Consider the following 17,691-nt stretch of genomic DNA (forward strand, 5'->3'; position numbering starts at 1 on the left):
GGTGCCGCTCGACTAGCATCCTCCGGATCAAGAAAAACCGGGAGGACAACATGAACTCAACGCCACTCTGGCTGTCGTCGCTGACGCTTGCTGCCGCGGGCGGCTGGCTCGCCGCCACGATGTTTGCCGGTCCCGCCACCAGCAAGGAGCCGCGCTTTCCGCAGCTCACCATGGACCAGCTCGACGCCAAGCAGAAACCGCTCGGCGAGCAGATCATGAAGGTCTCGAGCGTCGGCATCGGCGGTCCCTACAATCCGATGATCCGCAGCCCGGTGCTCGGCCAGCGCCTGTTCGACCTGTTCCACTATCTGCGCTGGGAAACCTCGGTCCCGACAAAGCTCAACGAGTTCGCGATCCTGATCATCGGGCGGCAATGGCGCTCGCAGGTCGAGTGGTACGCCCATGCGCCGCTCGCTGCGAAGGCGGGCTTGTCGCCCGACATCATCGCGGAGCTGAAGGCCAACAAGCGGCCGTCGAAGATGGCCGAGGACGAGGCCGTCGTCTACGACTTCGTCACCGAACTCACCACGACCAGGAAGATCGCCGACGAGACTTACGCGCGCGCGAAGAAGGTCTTCAATGACCAGCAGATTGTCGACCTCACCGCGGTCGCCGGCAATTACGTGATGGTCGCGATGCTGCTGGCAATGGCGGAGGAGACCGTACCGCCGGACAAGCAGGAGCCGTTCAAGCCGGGCGAGCCGTAAGACCCGTTCAATTTGGTGCGCGCTGATCGCTCCCGCGTCATGGCCGGGCTCGTCCCGGCCATCCACGACCTTCTCAAGCAGCGCAAAGGACGTGGATGCCCGGGACGAGCCCGGGCACGACGACCTCGTCCGCCTCAGGCGGGATCGGCCTTCTTCACCGTCAGCGCCTGGTCGATCGCAAAACCGCCGATTTCGCTCATCGCCTGCGAGATCACGTCGCCCTTGCGGGCAAAGCCGGCGGAGAGGACATCGAACTGGGTGCGCGCCTCGGGGACGAAGAACAGCAGGGCGAACACGAGCCATGAGTCGTCCCAGGCCCAGTAGAGCATCACCATGCCCACGAACAGGGTCAGGCCCTCCAGCCGCAGCAGGATGTTGACGCCGCCCGTCGCCGCGCCGGCCTCGGCCGTTCCTTCGGTCATGGTCGTCTCCCAGCCAAAACTTTGAATTCCTTGCGCTTTCCCGCTGCGGCAAGGCAGCCCTGCGAGGCCGAAAGGCGCTTTCCGGCTCGCAAAATGCCGTGTTAGAACCCCGCATCACTTAAGAACTGGCGGGAGCAAATGAAACACATCCTGGACGCCCTTGAAGACCGTCGCGCCGGCGCAAAGCTCGGCGGCGGTGAGAAGCGCATCGAGGCGCAGCACGCCCGCGGCAAGCTGACCGCGCGTGAGCGCATCGAGCTCTTGCTCGACAAGGGATCGTTCGAGGAATTCGACATGTTCGTCGAGCACCGCTCCACCGAGTTCGGCATGGAGAAGAACAAAGTGCCCGGCGACGGCGTCGTCACCGGCTGGGGTACCGTCAACGGCCGCAAGACGTTTGTCTTTGCCAAGGACTTCACCGTATTCGGCGGGTCGCTCTCGGAAACGCACGCGCTGAAGATCACAAAGCTTCAGGACATGGCGATGAAGGCGAGAGCGCCCATCATCGGCCTGTATGACGCCGGCGGCGCTCGCATCCAGGAGGGCGTCGCTGCCTTGGCGGGCTATTCCTACGTGTTCCGCCGTAACGTGCTCGCCTCCGGCGTGATCCCGCAGATCTCCGTCATCATGGGCCCCTGCGCCGGCGGCGACGTCTATTCGCCTGCGATGACCGACTTCATCTTCATGGTGAAGAACACCAGCTACATGTTCGTCACCGGTCCCGACGTGGTGAAGACCGTCACCAACGAGGTCGTCACGGCGGAAGAACTCGGCGGCGCCTCGGTGCATGCGACGCGCTCCTCGATCGCCGATGGCGCCTTTGAGAACGACGTCGAGACGCTGTTGCAGATGCGGCGCCTGATCGACTTCCTGCCGTCCAACAACACCGACGGCGTGCCGGAATGGCCGAGCTTCGACGACATCGGCCGCGTCGACATGTCCTTGGACACGCTGATCCCCGACAATCCGAACAAGCCCTACGACATGAAGGAGTTGATCCTGAAGGTCGTGGACGAGGGCGACTTCTTCGAGATCGCGGACGCTTTTGCCAAGAACATCGTCACCGGCTTCGGCCGCATCGCCGGCCGCACGGTGGGCTTCGTCGCCAACCAGCCGATGGTGCTAGCCGGCGTGCTCGACAGCGATGCCTCGCGCAAGGCGGCGCGCTTTGTTCGTTTTTGTGACGCCTTCAACATCCCGATCGTCACCTTCGTCGACGTGCCGGGCTTCCTGCCCGGCACCGCGCAGGAATATGGCGGCCTGATCAAGCACGGCGCCAAGCTGCTTTTTGCGTACTCGCAGTGCACCGTGCCGCTGGTCACCATCATCACCCGCAAGGCCTATGGCGGCGCCTTCGACGTCATGGCCTCCAAGGAGATCGGCGCCGACATGAACTACGCCTGGCCGACCGCCCAGATCGCGGTGATGGGCGCCAAGGGCGCGGTCGAGATCATCTTCCGCGCCGACATCGGCGACCCCGACAAGATCGCCGCGCGTACCAAGGAATACGAAGACCGCTTCCTGTCCCCCTTCATCGCCGCCGAGCGCGGCTACATCGACGATGTCATCATGCCGCATTCGACGCGGAAGCGCATCGCGCGGGCGTTGTCGATGCTGAAGGACAAGAAGGTGGAAACGCCGGCGAAGAAGCACGACAATTTGCCGTTGTGAGGGGACTTGTAGCCCGGATGAGCGTAGCGACATCCGGGTTTTCTATCCAACTCCCGCATTTCGCTTCGCTCATGCGGGCTACTGATCTTGTTTCTGACTTGGCATCCTCGATCCGAATCCAATGACCGAAGACGATCCGACCGACGAGATTTCAGACATTGAAGACCGGATTGCGGCGCTGGCCGAGACTGCCGAGCGATGCCGGAAGTATATTTTGGCATCCAAGATTGCCATTGGTGGCGGGGCTGCACTGTTGCTGATCACGATCCTCGGTCTGCTCGGGACGGGGCAGACCGCCGCCCTCGGCTCAGTAGCTCTCGTGCTCGGCGGGATCGTCTCGCTCGGCTCGAACGTCAGTACACTGCGGCAGACTGACGAGGCCATCGGTGCTGCGGAGGCGCGCCGCTCAGCGTTGATTGGGAGCTTCGACCTTCGCGTGGTCGCCGACACGCCGATGAAGCTCGTGTAACCGAGCAGCCTTACGCCGCAGCCCTGCGCGACAGCACCTGCAACTCTTCGCGGCATTCGGCCGCAAATGCCTGAAGCTGCTCCGCGGTTTGCCGGTCGAGAATCGCCTTTGCCAGTCTTTCAGCGCGGGCAAGCTGGTCTCTGAGATATGCGATGCGGGCCATGTGTCACCTTCCGCAGGGATGATTTGATGGCTGTGAGCCTATGGCGAACACCGGGCCAGTTATGTGAGGCACGTCACATCTGACGCGGGCGCGGCGTCAGCGGGTCGCATCCGCCGCAGCGAAATGTGCCATCTGGTCGGCGTGGGCCTTGGCGAAGGCCGGGCGGGCCGTGGCGCGTGCAACATAGGCGCGGCAGGCGGGACTGTCCGCGAGCCCATCGAACTGATCGACGACGCGCAGCACGTCGGACATCAGGATGTCGGCGACGGAGAACGTGCCTGCCAGCCATTCGCGGTTGGCCAGCACCGCCTCCATGTGCTTGAGGCGGAGTTTGAGGAAGTCGTCCACGAATTTCCATGCTGCCGTATCGGTCGGATGTCCCATGAACTTCGACATCCCCCAGGGCAGGCTTGCCATCTCCACCGAATTGAGTGCGGCGAACAGCCATTCCGTGGCTTCGTTGCGGCCGCGCGGATCTGATGGCATGAGCTTTGCGCTGAGGCCGCCGAGATGCAGCAGGATCGCGCCGCTCTCGAAGATCGAGAGGTCGCCATCGGTCAGCCACGGCACCTGGCCGAACGGCTGGTGCGCGAGATGTTGGGCGCCGCGCCCGTTGAAGGGCGCGCTCGCGACGCGATAGGGCAATGCGGCCTCTTCGAGTGCCCAGCGCACCCGGAGGTCGCGGACGAAACCGCGCGGGGGCGGGGGAACCCAGTCGAAGGTGGTCAGGGTGAGGTCGGGCATGTGGTGTCTCCGTCTGCTGTCCAGGCATAGGACGGACGAGAGGCGCGCGTTCCGACACCGGTGCCGTCTTTTTTGCCGTCGTCGGCGTAACCCGCTAGTCTCCCCAAACAACAGGAGGAAATCCGATGCCGTCAGCCTTCTTCGTCGTCCGCGCCATCGTCGCCGATGCCGGCAGGCGCGCCGCGTTCGACAGATGGTACGAGACGGAACATCTGCCCGACGCGGCGAAGGCGTTCGGTGTGGCTAAGGCCTGGCGGTTCTGGAGCCTCGACGATCCGTCACTGCATCAGGCGATGTATCAGTTCGAGAGCGAGGCTGCGCTGCACGCCATGCTGAAGGGCGATGCGCTGACGCAGCTGGTGGCGGATTTCAAGCGCGATTGGCCCGACGTGACGCGCACGCGCGAGTTGCTGGTGCTGGCGCAGGAGTTTGGCGAGTAGCGCCTGGGCGGCGTGCCGTCACTGTCAGAGTCGCAACGAACCTGAACGCGCGATTCAGCTTCGGTTCATGTCGTCGCCGCGACACTCGCCTCTGCATCACTGGAACGGCCGTCCAAGAGGAAAGAAATTATGGAGCGCCGGAACTTTCTAAAATTTGCAATCGGTGTCGCGGCCGGAGCTGCGTTCACGACCGCCGCGAAGGCTGCGCCGCTGGCGCCGCAGCCGCTCGGTGATTCCAGCATGCCGCAAGGCAATCCCGACGCTCATCCCGCAGTCACCAGCAGCGAAGAGGCGGCGCAGTTGAAGCCGGAGCAGGTGCACTGGCACGGCCACCACCGTCATTGGGGTTGGCGCCGCCGTCACTGGGGCTGGCATCGCCGGCGATGGCACCGCCGCCATTGGTAAGCTTCGCGCAAGCCAGGCTCGAACGGGGACCGCGATCGCGGTCCCCGTTTTGATTCGAAACATCCCGGTGCGACGTCAGGTGCCCCAAAAAAAGGCCGCGCAGGCTTTCGCCGCGCGGCCATTTAGCTATGCAAAAAACGAGATCAGAACGGGCGGCAGCGGCCGGCGTACCAGCGGAAGCCGTAGGGGCACACGCGCGCGCGCGGCACGACGACGACAGGGGCCGGCGCAACCACGATCGGACCCGGGCGGACAACGACCGGACCGCGCATCGGGCGGCAGCCGCCATAGGCGCCGCGATACCAGCCGGGGCCGCAACCGCCGGCGGCGCTGGCCGCCTCGCTGAAACCAACGACCGCGCTGGCAAGCATCACGGCGGCAAACAGGTATTTCATTTGATCTTCCTTCTCGTCTTTGGGGGTAGGCTTTGGGGGCAGGTTCTAGGAGGGCTTGGCGCTTTCGGCGCACCATGAATCAAAAGACACGATTCGACACGTTAAAATCGCAACATGCCGACACGACGCGAGCCAAATCTGCCAATCATGACCTGAATGCGGCATGAACATTCCCTGCATGCGGCTCCGGACGACAGCAATTTCGCTAGCGGCCGAGAAAGCCCAGGACCAGCTCCTTGTACTTCTCAGGCGCCTCCAGGAAGACGAGATGGCCGGTGTCCGGGATCACCTCGGCCCGCGCATTCGGCATCTTCGCCGCGAGTGCTTTTGCCAGCTCGGCGTTCTGCCCCATTTTCGCGCGCAGCGCCTCCGGCGCGCTCAGTCGGCCCGGTGCGTTGTGGTCGTCGGCGCCCATGATGAACAGCGTCGGCTCGGTGATCAGTGCGATCTCATGCGCCACCGGCTCGCGATAGATCATCTGGCCGGAACTGACGAAGGCGCGCAGCCAGCGCGGATAGTCCGGGCTGCCCTTGATATTGAAGCGGGCATCAATGAACGGCGTGATCGCCTCCGCCGGTAGCTTGATCGCATAATTGGTCTGGAGCTGCTTGCGATAGCCATCGGCTGTGAGCTTGTCCTCGGTCTCGACGATCTTCTCGGTCGGCGTCGGCGGCACATAGAGGCGGTAGTCTTCCAGCCCAATCGGGGCCGTCAAAACAAGGTGGGCGACGCGGTCGGGATAGGCGCGGGCGATGCGGACGCCCAGCATTCCGCCGAGCGAATGGGCGACGATCTCGGTCTTGTCGATCTTGAGGTGATCGAGCAGCGCGATGGTGTTGCGCGCCAACGTGTCGAAATGCAACTCGCTCGTCGGCTTGGAAGATTTGCCGAAGCCGATCTGGTCCGGCACCACGACGCGGTAGCCGGCCTCGCTCAGCATCTTGATAACAGGCGCCCAGTAGCTCGACGGGAAATTGCGCCCGTGCAGCAGCACGACGGTGCGGCCGTTCGGCTGCGCAGGCGTCACGTCCATATAGGCCATGCTGAGCTGCTCGCCGTCATTGACAATAGGCAACAGGTGCACGGGGTAAGGATAGGCAAAGCCTTCGAGCGCGATGCCGTAAGATTCGCGCGGGGCAGTGTCGGCGGCGTGGGATGAAAGAGGAGCGAAGAAGAGGAGAGCGGCGCAGAGGGCAGCCGGGAGGAAGCGGTTCATTGAGGTCTCTGGTTGGGACTGAGGTGCTCGATACAATCTCCGTCATGCCCGGGCAAAAGCGCGAAGCGCATCTTCGCGCAGACGTCCCGGGCATCCACGTGGCAGCCGCAGTAAAGACGTGGATGGCCGGGTCAAGCCCGGCCATGACGAGATCCTCAGTTCACACGGAGTTGTGTTTAGTCCCGCCCGTCACCGAACAACACGGCAAACTGCTTCTCGCCGGTGCGGGTGAAATTCACCACGCGGCTGCCGGGCGTGGCGTCGCGGGCGGCCCATTTCAGCTCGGCGAAACGCTGCATCATCGCGGCGCCGAGCGTGCCGGCGAGATGGTGGCGCCGCTCGCTCCAGTCGAGACAGGCCTTGCAGACCGGACGGCGCGGATGAGCGAGCATGTCGGGCGAGATCTGCAAATGCTTCGCCAGGAAGCGCTCGCCCTCGGCCGTCAGCTCGATCTCCTGCTTCTTCTGCCTGACCAGGTTTTTCGCACGCAGGGTGTCGAGCATCTGCACGCCGAGATCGCCGGCGAGATGGTCGTAGCAGATCCGCGCACGCCGCAGCGCCGGATCCTTCGGCCCGGTACGCACGCGCATATGGCCGGTCCGCGCGGCGAGGCCCGCAAGGCCCTCCAGCACACCGGCGACGTCATCGTCGGTGAGGCGGTAGTAGCGGTGGCGGCCCTGCTTCTCCGGCTCGATCAGGCCACCGGCCTCGAGCTTGGAAAGATGCGAGCTTGCGGTCTGCGGCGTGATGCCGGCCTCCTGCGCCAGCTCGCTCGCGGTGAGCGCGCGGCCGTTCATCAGCGCCGTGAGCATGTTGGCGCGTGCGGGATCGCCGACGAGCGAGGCGATCATGGCGATGTCTGGACCTGATTTCATGCTTCGATGGTAGCCGAAGCATTGCGGTGGGGCAAGCGCGTAGCGTGGTGTTGCTCGTCATTGCGAGGAGCCCGTGACAAAATTGCGAAGCAATTTTGCACTGGCGACGAAGCAATCCAGGCTGCCTCCGCAGAGGGATTCCTGGATTGCTTCGCTGCGCTCGCAATGACGGTGTGGAACCAGAGGAGCCATCATGTCCATCACCGTCTTCATCCGCTATCAGCTCGATCCCTTCAAGCGCGCGCAGTTCGAGGAATATTCGAAGCGCTGGCTCACCATCATCCCGAAATGCGGCGGCGATCTGATCGGCTATTTCATGCCGCACGAGGGCACCAACAACATCGCGTTCGCGCTGATCACCTTCGAGAGTCTCGCTGCCTATGAGGCCTATCGCGCTCGGTTGCGTCAGGATACGGAAGGCATGGCGAACTTCCACTTCGCCGAGGAGCACAAATTCATCCTCGCGGAAGAGCGCACGTTTTTGCGTAAGGTGGTATTGTAGGCCATCAACGACAGGAGAGACGCCCATGATCGCCGTGATCTTCGAGGTCTGGCCGAAGCCGGAACACCGCCAGGATTATTTCGACCTCGCGGCCGACCTCAAGCCGATCCTGCAAACCATCGACGGCTTCATCTCGGTCGAGCGTTTCGAGAGCCTGACCGACAAGGGCAAGATTTTGTCGGTGTCGTTCTGGCGGGACGAGGCGGCCGTGCAAGCCTGGCGCAACACGATGGAGCACCGCCGCACCCAGGCGAAGGGCCGCGCGAAGATCTTCGCCGACTATCATTTGCGTATCGCCAGCGTCATCCGTGACTACAGCATGAATGATCGCGAGCAGGCGCCGAAGGACAGCCGCGCGGTGCACGACGCGCACTAGCGCTCGCGGCGGCACGTCCCCATGTCTGCGCGGCCAACAAGGGAGAGAAAGATGCACGTGACAACTGCTGACAAGCGCGCGACCTTCAGGAAGCTGCACGAGAGCGGCTGCTTCATCCTGCCCAATCCGGTCGACGTCGGCAGCGCGAAAGCGTTGCAGCATCTCGGTTTCAAGGCACTCGCGTCGTCGAGTGCGGGCTTTGCCTGGACCATCGGCAAGGCCGACAACCATGTCTCCGTCGAGGACGTCTGTCAGCATCTGGCGGCATTGAGCACGTCCGTCGACATCCCCGTGAACGCGGATTTCGAGGGCGGCTTTGCGGTCGAGCCGGACAAGGTCGCGGACAATGTCGAGCGCTGCGTGCGCACCGGCGTTGCCGGCCTGTCGATCGAGGATTCCACCGGCGACAAGGACAAGCCGATCTACGAGCGCGCGCTCGCAGTCGAGCGCATCAAGGCGTCGCGCACGGCGATCGGCGACAGCGGCGTTCTCTTGGTCGGCCGCTGCGAGGCCTATCTGTGGGGCGTGACCGACCTCAAGCTCGTCATCGACCGGCTGGCCGCCTACGCCGATGCCGGCGCCGATTGCCTTTACGCGCCGGGCTTGAAGAGCCGCGAGGACATCGCCGCGGTGGTGAAGGCTGTCGCACCCAAACCATTCAACCTGCTGATCGGCGGCTCCGGGCTGTCATTGCAGGAAGCTGCCGATCTTGGCGTGCGCCGGATCAGCGTCGGCGGTTCGCTCGCTCGCGCCGCCTGGGGCGGCTTCATGCGGGCCGCGAAAGAAATGGCGGAGAAGGGCACCTTCGCGGAACTCGCGGGCGGCTATCCCGGCGGCGAGCTCAACAGGATGTTCAGCTAGAGACAAACGAAAGCGGCGGGATGAGCATCCCGCCGCTGTCGCATATTGTTGTAAATCGTTACTTCGCGCCCTCAGTGGGCGCCGGCGTATCCGGGGCCGGCTTGCTCGGCGCGGCGCCCGTGGTCACGCCCGGGCCGGTGTTGGTGCGCGGCGTCACATCACGCATGCCTGGAGGTGCGGCCGGATTGGTAGCCGGCGCCTGCTGGGCGGTCTGCGTTGCCGGCGTGGTGCTCGCCTGGTTGCCGGTGTTCGTGTTGTTCAGGCCGTAGAACACGGCACCCAGCACCAAGGCAATTGCCACTGCGAACAGGGCTACCTTGCCGCTGGAGGCGGGGCCTTCGCCAAGCTCAGGGTCGGCCTGAAGCTGGGCATCCCGTCGCGCCGCATTGCGATACTCATCATCGGCGAGATTCGGGCGGTACGGATCGTTCGTAAAACGGTCGTCAGCCATCGATTGGTTCTCCTCGATTATTGCGGCGGGACAACCCGTGGATGCGAGATTCTGTTCCGCCCTCCTTAATGCTTTCGTCGCATGTTGCGCCCGCGGCGTGAATCGGAACCTGTTCGCCGGGGAACCCGAAGCGTAAGCTCCGCTGACGGAAGGGGGACAAAACGATGTGGAGCTTGCCGCCGAGCGATAGCGTGCTGCATCTGTTGTCGCTGGTCGCGGTCGCAGCGCAAGGCATGACCGCCGCGCTCGCAGCCGGCCGCCGCAGCATGGACTGGCTCGGCGTCTGCTTCCTCGGCTGCATCACGGCGCTCGGCGGCGGCACCTTGCGCGATCTCTTCCTAGGGCATTATCCGCTGGCCTGGGTGCAGAATCCCATCTACCTCGCGCTGGCCGGCGGCGCCGCCTTCCTCACCATCCTGATGGCGCGGCTGGTGCACCGGCTGAAATTGGCCTTCATCGTGCTCGATGCCATCGGCCTCGTCGTCTTCACCATGACCGGCTGCGACATCGCCTGGCAGATGGATGCCACGCTGCCGATCGTCATCGTCTCCGGCATGGTGACCGGTTGTGCCGGCGGCGTCTTGCGGGACGTGCTCTGCAACGACGTCCCGCTGCTGTTTCGCTCCGAGCTCTACGCCAGCGTCTCGGTGGTGACGGGACTGTTCTATGCGACCGCGTTCGGTCTCAAGCTGAACGCTGAGCTCTGGACCATTTTGACGTTCGCCCTCGGCATCAGCTTCCGCCTGCTGGCAGTGCGCTACAAATGGGAGATGCCGAAATTCGTGTTCACGGAAGACGAGCAGCGGTAGGTCTTCTTTCTTACCTCGCCCCGCTTGCGGGGAGAGGTCGACGCGCGAAGCGTGGCGGGTGAGGGGGGCTCTCCGCGAGTCTAACTGTCACTATCTTCGCTGAAGCAGCCCCTCACCCCAACCCTCTCCCCGTAAGACGGGGCGAGGGAGCGTACCGTCGCTGCGGCGCGAGGTTCTTTCTTTACGGCTCCTGCTTCCGCGCCCTCGCCACCTGCGCCGGCGTCACCAGTGGCGCGGCGTTGCCCCAGGAATTGCGGATGTAGTTCGTCACCGCCGCGACCTCTTGGTCGGACAGCTGGTTGGAATAGGCCGGCATCTCCCCCGTATTGGGCGCGCGTGGCGTGGTCACAGTGTGGGCGCCGTCGAGAATGATGCGCAAGGTCGAGGACGGATTGACCGATTGCAGCAGCGCGTTGGCAGGCAGCGGCGGATAGATCCGCGGTGCGCCGGATCCGTCGGCCTCATGGCAGGCGATGCAGAGCTTGGCGTAGATGGCCTTGCCGGCCTTCATCTCGGCATCGTCAGGCGGCGTCACCATCGTCTCACGCCGTGCTGGCGGCAGGTTCTTCAGGTAAACCGCGATCGCGCGCACGTCGGCGTCGCTCATCTTCGAGGTCGAGTTGACGACCACCTCCGCCATCAGCCCGCTGGCATGGCTCCTGGCGTTGCGCCCGCTCTGAAGATATTCCGTGACGTCCTCGAGGCTCCACGATTTCAGCCCGGTGCGGGCGGCACCATCGAGCCTTGGCGCGTACCAGCCGCCGACCTCGTTGCCCGCGAGGGCCTGCGCCTGCCTGTCCGCGCCAAAATAGTTCTTCGGCGTATGGCAGGCGCCGCAATGACCGAGCCCGGTGACGAGATAGCCGCCCCGATTCCACGCCGCGCTCTGGCTCTGGTCCGGCTCGAACAGGCCGGGTTTGAAATAGACCATGTTCCAGATCCGCATCAGGCCGCGATAGCCAAACGGCCAGCGCAGTTCTGGCGGCTTGTTGCGGCTGCTGATGGCCGCGAGCGTTCCGAGATAGGCCCGGATCGCCAGCGTGTCATCCTTCGTCATCCGCGTGAAATAGGGGTAGGGGAACGCCGGGTAATAGTTGGAGCCGTCGGGCGCGACACCGGTGCGCACGGCGCGAGTGAAATCGGCGTCGGTCCAGGCGCCGATCCCGGTGTCGCGGTCAGGCGTCAGGTTCGGCGCGTAGATCGCGCCGAAGGGCGTGTCGATGCGCTTTCCGCCTGCGAGCGGTTTGGCCGGATCGGCGGTGTGGCAGCCAGCGCAATCGCCGGCCTCCACCAGCGCTTTGCCGTAGGCGATCAGCTCGGGTGACGGCTCGGCAGCAACGGCCGCGCTCGCAACCGCACTGCACAACGCCAGACCCACGAGAGCCAGGCCAGCCAGAATCGTCCGCATCGAAAGCCTCTCCTGCGACCCATCGACGCCGTCCCGGACGAGCGGGCGTCAATTCGTTGCGCGACGGCGGGGGTATGGTGACACAAAATGAAAATCGCGGATGCCAATGCAGCCACGAAATTGCGATTTTTACCCGACGCTGCCTTTGGTCCAGAATTGTGATGCGGAGCGTGAAATATCCGACATAGAGTGGCGGAAATGGTCGGCGCGCCCTAGCTAAAAACAACGGGCAGGCAACGGCTTAAGCAGCCAAGCGCTCAAAAGGGCGGAAGAGGACATAATGGGCATCAACCAGGGTCCGATCAGTCTCGATCAGAAATACACCCAGGACACCGGACATATTTTCACGACCGGCATTCAAGCCCTGGTCCGCCTGCCGATGGCCCAGATCCGGCGCGACCGTGCCGCGGGGCTGAACACCGCGGGCTTCATCTCCGGCTATCGCGGCTCGCCGCTCGGCGGCTATGACCAGCAGCTCTTCGCGGCGCGCAAGCATCTCGAGCAATACAACATCAAGTTTCAGCCCGGCGTGAACGAGGATCTGGCCGCGACCGCGGTCTGGGGCTCGCAGCAGCTCAACCTCTCGCCCGGCGCCAAGTATGATGGCGTGGTCGGCATCTGGTACGGCAAGGGCCCCGGCGTCGATCGCTGCGGCGACGTCTTCCGCCACGGCAATGCCGCGGGCTCCGCCAAGAACGGTGGCGTCTTGTGTCTCGCCGGCGACGACCACGGTGCAAAATCCTCGACCGTCCCGCATCAATCCGACCACGCCTTCATGTCGGCGCTGATGCCCTATCTCTACCCGTCGAGCGTCCACGAGATGATCGAGATGGGTCTTCTCGGTATCGCGATGTCGCGCTACTCGGGCTGCTGGGTCGGCATGAAGGTGATCACGGAGACGGTGGAGACCACCGCCGAGATCGACCTCACCGACGAGATGACGCCGTTCGTGATCCCGACCGATTTCGAGATGCCCGAGGGTGGCCTCAATCTGCGCTGGCCCGACGACCGCTTCGCCCAGGACCGCCGCCTGCAGGACTACAAGGGCTTTGCCGCGATCGCCTTTGCGCGCGCCAACAAGGTCAATCGCATCACGATGGATTCGCCGAACGCGCGCTACGGCATCATGGCGTCCGGCAAGAGCTACGAGGATATCCGTCAGGCGCTGCGCGAGCTCGGTATCACGCCCGAGGTCGCCGCCAAGATCGGACTTCGATTGTACAAGATCGGCATGCCCTGGCCTCTGGAGCCGGAAGGCGTCAGGCAATTCGCTGTAGGCCTCGAGGAAATCTTCATCATCGAAGAGCGCCGCGAGATCGTCGAGAATCAAGTGAAGCAGGAGCTGTTCAACTGGCGCGACGATGTCCGTCCCCGGATCATCGGCAAGATGGACGATCACGACAAGCGCTTCCTCCCCTTTGCCGAAGAACTCAGCGTCGCCTCGCTGGCCAGCTCGCTCACCGAGCGGCTGCTTCGACTTGATCTCAATCCCGAAATTGCAACGATGCTGCGCGCCAAGGCCGATTGGTTCAACGGCCGCCAGGCGTCGCAAATGCAGGCGACCGCGCCTGTCGCCCGCACCCCGTATTTCTGCTCCGGCTGCCCGCACAACACATCGACCAAGGTGCCCGAAGGCAGTCGCGCCTTTGCCGGCATCGGTTGCCACTTCATGGCGCTGTGGATGGATCGCTCCACCGAGACCTTCACACACATGGGCGGCGAGGGTGTGCCGTGGGTCGGCGTTGCCCCCTTCACCAAGGAAGAGCACGTGTTCGCCAATCTCGGCGACGGCACGTATTTCCACTCCGGCAGCCTCGCGATCCGCCAGGCGATCGCCTCCGGCGCCAACATCACCTACAAGATCCTCTATAACGACGCGACCGCGATGACCGGCGGCCAGCATGTCGACGGCGAATTGTCGCCGCAGCAGATCACCTTCCAGCTTCACAGCGAAGGCATCCGCGAGATCTATCTCGTCTCGGAAAATCCCGACGCCTATCCGGCGAACGAGATCGCGCCCGGCGTCAAGACCGCGCATCGTGACGAGCTCGACGCGGTCCAGAAAACGTTGCGCAAGGTCAAGGGCGCGTCCGCGATCGTTTTCGTGCAGACTTGCGCCGCCGAGAAGCGCCGTCGCCGCAAGCGCGGCACGATGGAGGATCCGGCGCGCCGTGTGCTGATCAATCCGGCGGTGTGTGAAGGCTGCGGCGATTGCTCGGTGCAATCGAACTGCATTTCGGTCGAGCCGCTGGAGACCGAGTTCGGCCGCAAGCGCGCCATCAATCAGTCGACCTGCAACAAGGATTATTCCTGCGTCAAAGGCTTTTGCCCGTCCTTCGTCACCGTCGATGGCGGCAAGATGCGCAAGCGCGCGCCGGCGGGCGTCGGCGATATCGGCGATCTGCCCGAGCCGGCATCGCGCCCGAACCTGGACAAGCCCTACAACATCGCGGTCGGCGGCGTCGGCGGGACCGGCGTGCTGACCATCGGCGCGCTGCTCGGCATGGCCGCCCATATCGAGGGCAAGGCCTCGATGATCCTCGACATGTCGGGCCTGGCGCAAAAGGGTGGGGCGGTGCTCAGCCACGTCCGGCTGTCCGACCATCCGGCCGAGGTGACCTGCTCGCGCATCGTCACCGGCACGGCCGATGTCGTGCTCGCAGCCGATGAGGTGGTCGCGGTTGCCAAGGACACCATCTCGCTCTGCGATAGCAGCCGCACCCGTGGCATCATCAACAGCCACGTCATTCCCACCGCCGACTTCGTTCTCAACCGCGACTTCAACTTCCAGACCCGCAAGCTGAACGGGTTGCTGGAAACCGCGCTACATGAGGACTCGGTGTTTTTCGACTTCACCAAGCCGGCCGAGCAGCTGCTCGGCGACAGCATCGCCACCAACATGATGATGATGGGCTACGCCTATCAGAAGGGCTTGCTGCCGTTGTCGGCGGAGTCGATCGAGCAGGCGATCGAGGTCAACGGTGTCTCGATCAAGATGAACAAGGAAGCCTTCCGCCTCGGCCGCCTCGCGGTCGCCGATCCCCAGCGCCTCGCCGGCATGCTGAAGGGGACTGACGAAGTCGTCGCACCGAAGACGCTGGACGCCATGACGCTCGACGAACTCGTCGAGCACCGCGCAAAACACCTCACCGCCTATCAGAACGGCCGCTTGGCCAAGCGCTACCGCAAGCTGGTGGACCAGGTCAGCGACGCCGCCAGACAGGGCGGCTATGACGAGGCGCTGACGCGCGCCGTTGCGGTCAATTACGCAAAACTGCTGGCCTACAAGGACGAATACGAGGTTGCGCGCCTCTACACCGACGGCGCGTTCGAAAAGCAGCTCGGAGACCAGTTCGAAGGCGACTTCAAGTTCAATTTCAACCTGGCCCCGCCTATTCTCAGCAGGGGCGTCGATGCGCTCGGCCGCCCGAAGAAGCGCGCCTTCGGCCCGTGGATGCTTCCGGTGTTTCGTATGCTGGCAAAATTCAAGTTCCTGCGCGGCACGCCGCTCGACATCTTCGGTCGCAGTGCGGACCGCAAGCTCGAACGCGATCTCATCGCCGGCTACGAGAAGGACGTCGCCACCGTGCTCGGCTTGCTGTCGCCGCTCACGATCGACACCGCGGTGGAGCTGCTGTCGTTGCCCGACCGCATTCGCGGCTACGGCCCGGTCAAGGAGAAGGCCGTCGCAGACGCCAAGGCCCGCTACGCCCAGCTCGCCGCCGATTTGGCCAACCCGCCGCCGGCACCAAGGCAGATCGCAGCGGAGTAGAATTTGTGGGGTGGGCTCGCTAATCCACCCCACAAATTCCTGTATGAAATCAACCACCATTCTACTGTGCATGGGGTTGTTTTCGCGGAAAAGGGTTTTTCGATAAAACGAAACCGCTTGTGCCGTCGGGCAAAACACCTTTAGGGTTCTGCCCGTCGTTCCCGTCATTGCGAGCGCAGCGAAGCAATCCAGAAAGCGTCCGCGGAAAGATTCCTGGATTGCTTCGCTGCGCTCGCAAGGACGATCCGGCAGCAGAGGCCCTCCCGCCGCACCTCGGCGATTTGCGCCAACGCGCTGCCCTCTCGCCCGGCGGAATATTTCCGCGCTTGCCAACAGGGCAGCAGCGGTTCAGAAAAAACCGGAAGTGAGAAACGCCAGCGGAGACCTTATTTGACCATCAAGGGCAAGGCCTACATTGCCGGGATCTACGAACACCCGACCCGGCATGCGCCGGACAAATCCACCGCGCAGCTCCATGCCGAAGTCGCCAAGGGCGCGATCGAGGATGCCGGGCTCAGCAAGGACGATGTCGACGGCTATTTCTGCGCGGGCGATGCCCCGGGCGGCGCCTGGCCGATGGTCGATTATCTCGGGCTGAACACCAAAAAGCTCCGTCATGTCGATTCCACCGAGACCGGTGGCTGTTCTTACATCATCCATCTCGGCCACGCCGCTGAAGCCATCGCCGCGGGCAAGTGCTCGATCGCGCTGATCACGCTGGCCGGCAAGCCGCGCACCGGCGCGATGCCGCCGCGCGCGGCCGGCGCGGAAGCCGATTTCGAGACGGCTTACGGCGCGACTACGCACAATGCCTACGGCATGTGTGCCATGCGCCACATGCACGACTATGGCACCACCAGCGAGCAGCTCGCCTGGATCAAGGTCGCGGCCTCGCACCACGCGCAATACAATCCGCACGCGATGCTCAAGGACGTCGTCACCGTCGAGGACGTTCTGAACTCCCCGATGATCTCCGATCCCTTGCATCGCATGGATTGCTGCGTCGTCTCCGACGGCGGCGGCGCGCTGATCGTGACGACGCCCGAGATCGCAAAAAGCCTGAAGAAGCCGCTGGTCAAACTGATCGGACATGGCGAGGCGATGAAGGGGCCACGCGGCGGCAAGGATCTCGACCTCACGTACTCCGCCGGCATCTGGTCGGGCCCGCGTGCGTTCGAGGAGGCCGGCATCACGCCGAAGGACATCAAATACGCCTCGATCTACGACAGCTTCACCATCACCGTCCTGATGCAGCTCGAAGACCTCGGCTTCTGCAAGAAGGGCGAGGGCGGCAAGTTCGTCGCCGACGGCAATTTGATCTCGGGCGTCGGCAAGCTGCCGTTCAACACCGATGGCGGTGGTCTCTGCAGCAACCATCCCGTCAACCGCGGCGGCATGACCAAGATCCTCGAAGCCGTGCGGCAACTGCGCGGCGAGGCGCATCCGAAGGTGCAGGTCAAGAATTGCGATCTCGCCATCGCCCACGGCACCGGCGGGCTTCTCGGCGTCCGCCACGCCGCCTCGACGGCCATTCTGGAGCGCGTGTGATGAGCGAAGCCAAGAAATATCCGGCCCCGGTGACGAACCCCGAGACCGCCGCGTTCTGGGACGCGGCCAAGCAGGGCAAGTTCATGATCAAACGCTGCACCGCCTGCGGCGAAGCGCATTACTTCCCGCGCGCGATCTGCCCGTTCTGCTACTCCGACAAGACGGTGTGGGAGGAGTCTTCGGGCGAGGCCACGATCTACACTTACAGCCTGATGCGAAAGTCGCCGACCGGCCCCTACGCGATCGGCTACGTCACTCTGAAGGAGGGGCCGTCGCTCCAGACCAATTTCGTCGATTGCGATTTGACGACGTTGAAGATCGGCCAGAAGGTGAAGGTGGTGTTCAAGCCGACCGATGGCGCGCCGCTGCCGTTTTTTACGCCGGCGTAGTAGGCGCGGTGAGTTCTTCCCTTCCCCCTTGTGGGGGAAGGTGGCGCGAAGCGCCGGATGAGGGGTAT

The 17,691-nt window shown here is 63.9% G+C and carries 19 protein-coding genes and 1 pseudogene; 12 read left to right on the plus strand and 8 right to left on the minus strand.

The genetic code is table 11. The features are described 5' to 3' along the window. The first annotated feature begins 50 nt into the window (after positions 1-50). Positions 51-707, plus strand: a complete 657-nt coding sequence (locus tag AC0L3P_RS01915) for a carboxymuconolactone decarboxylase family protein (protein WP_354058729.1) — start codon at positions 51-53, stop codon at positions 705-707. 266 nt (positions 708-973) lie between these two features. Here the strand turns inward: AC0L3P_RS01915 and AC0L3P_RS01920 are convergent. Beyond that, a pseudogene (locus AC0L3P_RS01920) lies at positions 974-1,129 on the minus strand (DUF4260 domain-containing protein); the annotation flags it as partial. 138 nt (positions 1,130-1,267) lie between these two features. On the opposite strand from AC0L3P_RS01920, the gene AC0L3P_RS01925 reads away from it, so the two are divergent. Both AC0L3P_RS01925 and AC0L3P_RS01930 read left to right on the plus strand, forming a co-directional pair. Next, on the plus strand, positions 1,268-2,800 hold the full coding sequence (locus tag AC0L3P_RS01925; RefSeq protein WP_211399411.1) for an acyl-CoA carboxylase subunit beta: 1,533 nt from the start codon (positions 1,268-1,270) through the stop codon (positions 2,798-2,800). Between the two features lie 121 nt (positions 2,801-2,921). Further along, entirely contained in the window at positions 2,922-3,269 is a 348-nt protein-coding gene (locus AC0L3P_RS01930) for a hypothetical protein (protein ID WP_354209286.1), read from the plus strand. Positions 3,270-3,279: 10 nt separating this feature from the next. On the opposite strand, the gene AC0L3P_RS01935 is transcribed toward AC0L3P_RS01930, so the two are convergent. After that, positions 3,280-3,432 carry a hypothetical protein gene (locus tag AC0L3P_RS01935; RefSeq protein WP_018456483.1) on the minus strand — a complete coding sequence of 51 codons (153 nt, stop codon included), beginning with the start codon at positions 3,430-3,432 and terminating at the stop codon, positions 3,280-3,282. Positions 3,433-3,528: 96 nt separating this feature from the next. Beyond that, positions 3,529-4,176 carry a glutathione S-transferase family protein gene (locus AC0L3P_RS01940; RefSeq protein WP_473300865.1) on the minus strand — a complete coding sequence of 216 codons (648 nt, stop codon included), beginning with the start codon at positions 4,174-4,176 and terminating at the stop codon, positions 3,529-3,531. Positions 4,177-4,301: 125 nt separating this feature from the next. Between AC0L3P_RS01940 and AC0L3P_RS01945 the strand changes: the two genes are divergently transcribed. After that, on the plus strand, positions 4,302-4,616 hold the full coding sequence (locus AC0L3P_RS01945) for a hypothetical protein (RefSeq protein WP_275168079.1): 315 nt from the start codon (positions 4,302-4,304) through the stop codon (positions 4,614-4,616). A gap of 129 nt (positions 4,617-4,745) precedes the next feature. Then, a complete protein-coding gene (locus AC0L3P_RS01950; protein WP_473300866.1) occupies positions 4,746-5,021 on the plus strand; it encodes a twin-arginine translocation signal domain-containing protein in 276 nt (91 codons plus the stop codon). 143 nt (positions 5,022-5,164) lie between these two features. Here the strand turns inward: AC0L3P_RS01950 and AC0L3P_RS01955 are convergent, their stop codons facing one another. The 3 genes from AC0L3P_RS01955 to AC0L3P_RS01965 all read right to left on the minus strand — a co-directional run bounded on the left by AC0L3P_RS01955 (position 5,165) and on the right by AC0L3P_RS01965 (position 7,507). After that, a complete protein-coding gene (locus AC0L3P_RS01955; RefSeq protein ID WP_007603074.1) occupies positions 5,165-5,416 on the minus strand; it encodes a GCG_CRPN prefix-to-repeats domain-containing protein in 252 nt (83 codons plus the stop codon). Between the two features lie 205 nt (positions 5,417-5,621). After that, positions 5,622-6,632, minus strand: coding sequence for an alpha/beta fold hydrolase (locus AC0L3P_RS01960; RefSeq protein ID WP_473300867.1), 1,011 nt, complete (start codon positions 6,630-6,632; stop codon positions 5,622-5,624). Positions 6,633-6,808: 176 nt separating this feature from the next. After that, positions 6,809-7,507 (minus strand): ArsR family transcriptional regulator, encoded by a 699-nt coding sequence (locus AC0L3P_RS01965; protein ID WP_354058737.1) that lies wholly within the window; start codon positions 7,505-7,507, stop codon positions 6,809-6,811. A gap of 193 nt (positions 7,508-7,700) precedes the next feature. Between AC0L3P_RS01965 and AC0L3P_RS01970 the strand changes: the two genes are divergently transcribed. From AC0L3P_RS01970 to AC0L3P_RS01980, 3 genes are read left to right on the plus strand one after another with little or no spacing between them, the layout of a single operon-like run. After that, positions 7,701-8,009, plus strand: coding sequence for an NIPSNAP family protein (locus tag AC0L3P_RS01970; protein ID WP_275168075.1), 309 nt, complete (start codon positions 7,701-7,703; stop codon positions 8,007-8,009). A 25-nt stretch (positions 8,010-8,034) separates the two neighbouring features. Next, positions 8,035-8,385: an antibiotic biosynthesis monooxygenase family protein gene (locus AC0L3P_RS01975; protein WP_007603077.1), complete on the plus strand. Its 351-nt coding sequence runs from the start codon at positions 8,035-8,037 to the stop codon at positions 8,383-8,385. Between the two features lie 51 nt (positions 8,386-8,436). Beyond that, a complete protein-coding gene (locus AC0L3P_RS01980; protein ID WP_473300868.1) occupies positions 8,437-9,246 on the plus strand; it encodes an isocitrate lyase/PEP mutase family protein in 810 nt (269 codons plus the stop codon). A gap of 58 nt (positions 9,247-9,304) precedes the next feature. Here AC0L3P_RS01980 and AC0L3P_RS01985 read toward each other — a convergent pair whose 3' ends face one another. Beyond that, a complete protein-coding gene (locus AC0L3P_RS01985) occupies positions 9,305-9,697 on the minus strand; it encodes a hypothetical protein (RefSeq protein ID WP_275168073.1) in 393 nt (130 codons plus the stop codon). 164 nt (positions 9,698-9,861) lie between these two features. On the opposite strand from AC0L3P_RS01985, the gene AC0L3P_RS01990 reads away from it, so the two are divergent. Then, the gene (locus AC0L3P_RS01990) at positions 9,862-10,506 is read left to right on the plus strand and encodes a trimeric intracellular cation channel family protein (protein ID WP_473300869.1); all 645 of its coding nucleotides are present in this window, start codon (positions 9,862-9,864) and stop codon (positions 10,504-10,506) included. Between the two features lie 181 nt (positions 10,507-10,687). Here the strand turns inward: AC0L3P_RS01990 and AC0L3P_RS01995 are convergent, their stop codons facing one another. Further along, complete coding sequence (locus AC0L3P_RS01995) at positions 10,688-11,914, minus strand: cytochrome c (protein WP_275168071.1); 1,227 nt, start codon at positions 11,912-11,914, stop codon at positions 10,688-10,690. 280 nt (positions 11,915-12,194) lie between these two features. Here AC0L3P_RS01995 and AC0L3P_RS02000 point away from each other — a divergent pair, with 280 nt between their 5' ends. The 3 genes from AC0L3P_RS02000 (at position 12,195) to AC0L3P_RS02010 (ending at position 17,623) form a co-directional block, all read left to right on the plus strand. After that, positions 12,195-15,686, plus strand: coding sequence for an indolepyruvate ferredoxin oxidoreductase family protein (locus AC0L3P_RS02000; RefSeq protein ID WP_275168070.1), 3,492 nt, complete (start codon positions 12,195-12,197; stop codon positions 15,684-15,686). A gap of 390 nt (positions 15,687-16,076) precedes the next feature. Next, positions 16,077-17,234: a thiolase domain-containing protein gene (locus AC0L3P_RS02005; RefSeq protein ID WP_085360843.1), complete on the plus strand. Its 1,158-nt coding sequence runs from the start codon at positions 16,077-16,079 to the stop codon at positions 17,232-17,234. Next, positions 17,234-17,623, plus strand: a complete 390-nt coding sequence (locus AC0L3P_RS02010; protein WP_275168069.1) for a Zn-ribbon domain-containing OB-fold protein — start codon at positions 17,234-17,236, stop codon at positions 17,621-17,623. Before AC0L3P_RS02005 ends, AC0L3P_RS02010 begins: the two co-directional genes overlap by 1 nt. Positions 17,624-17,691 lie beyond the last annotated feature (68 nt).

It is taken from the genome of Bradyrhizobium sp. WSM4874, assembly GCF_055811835.1.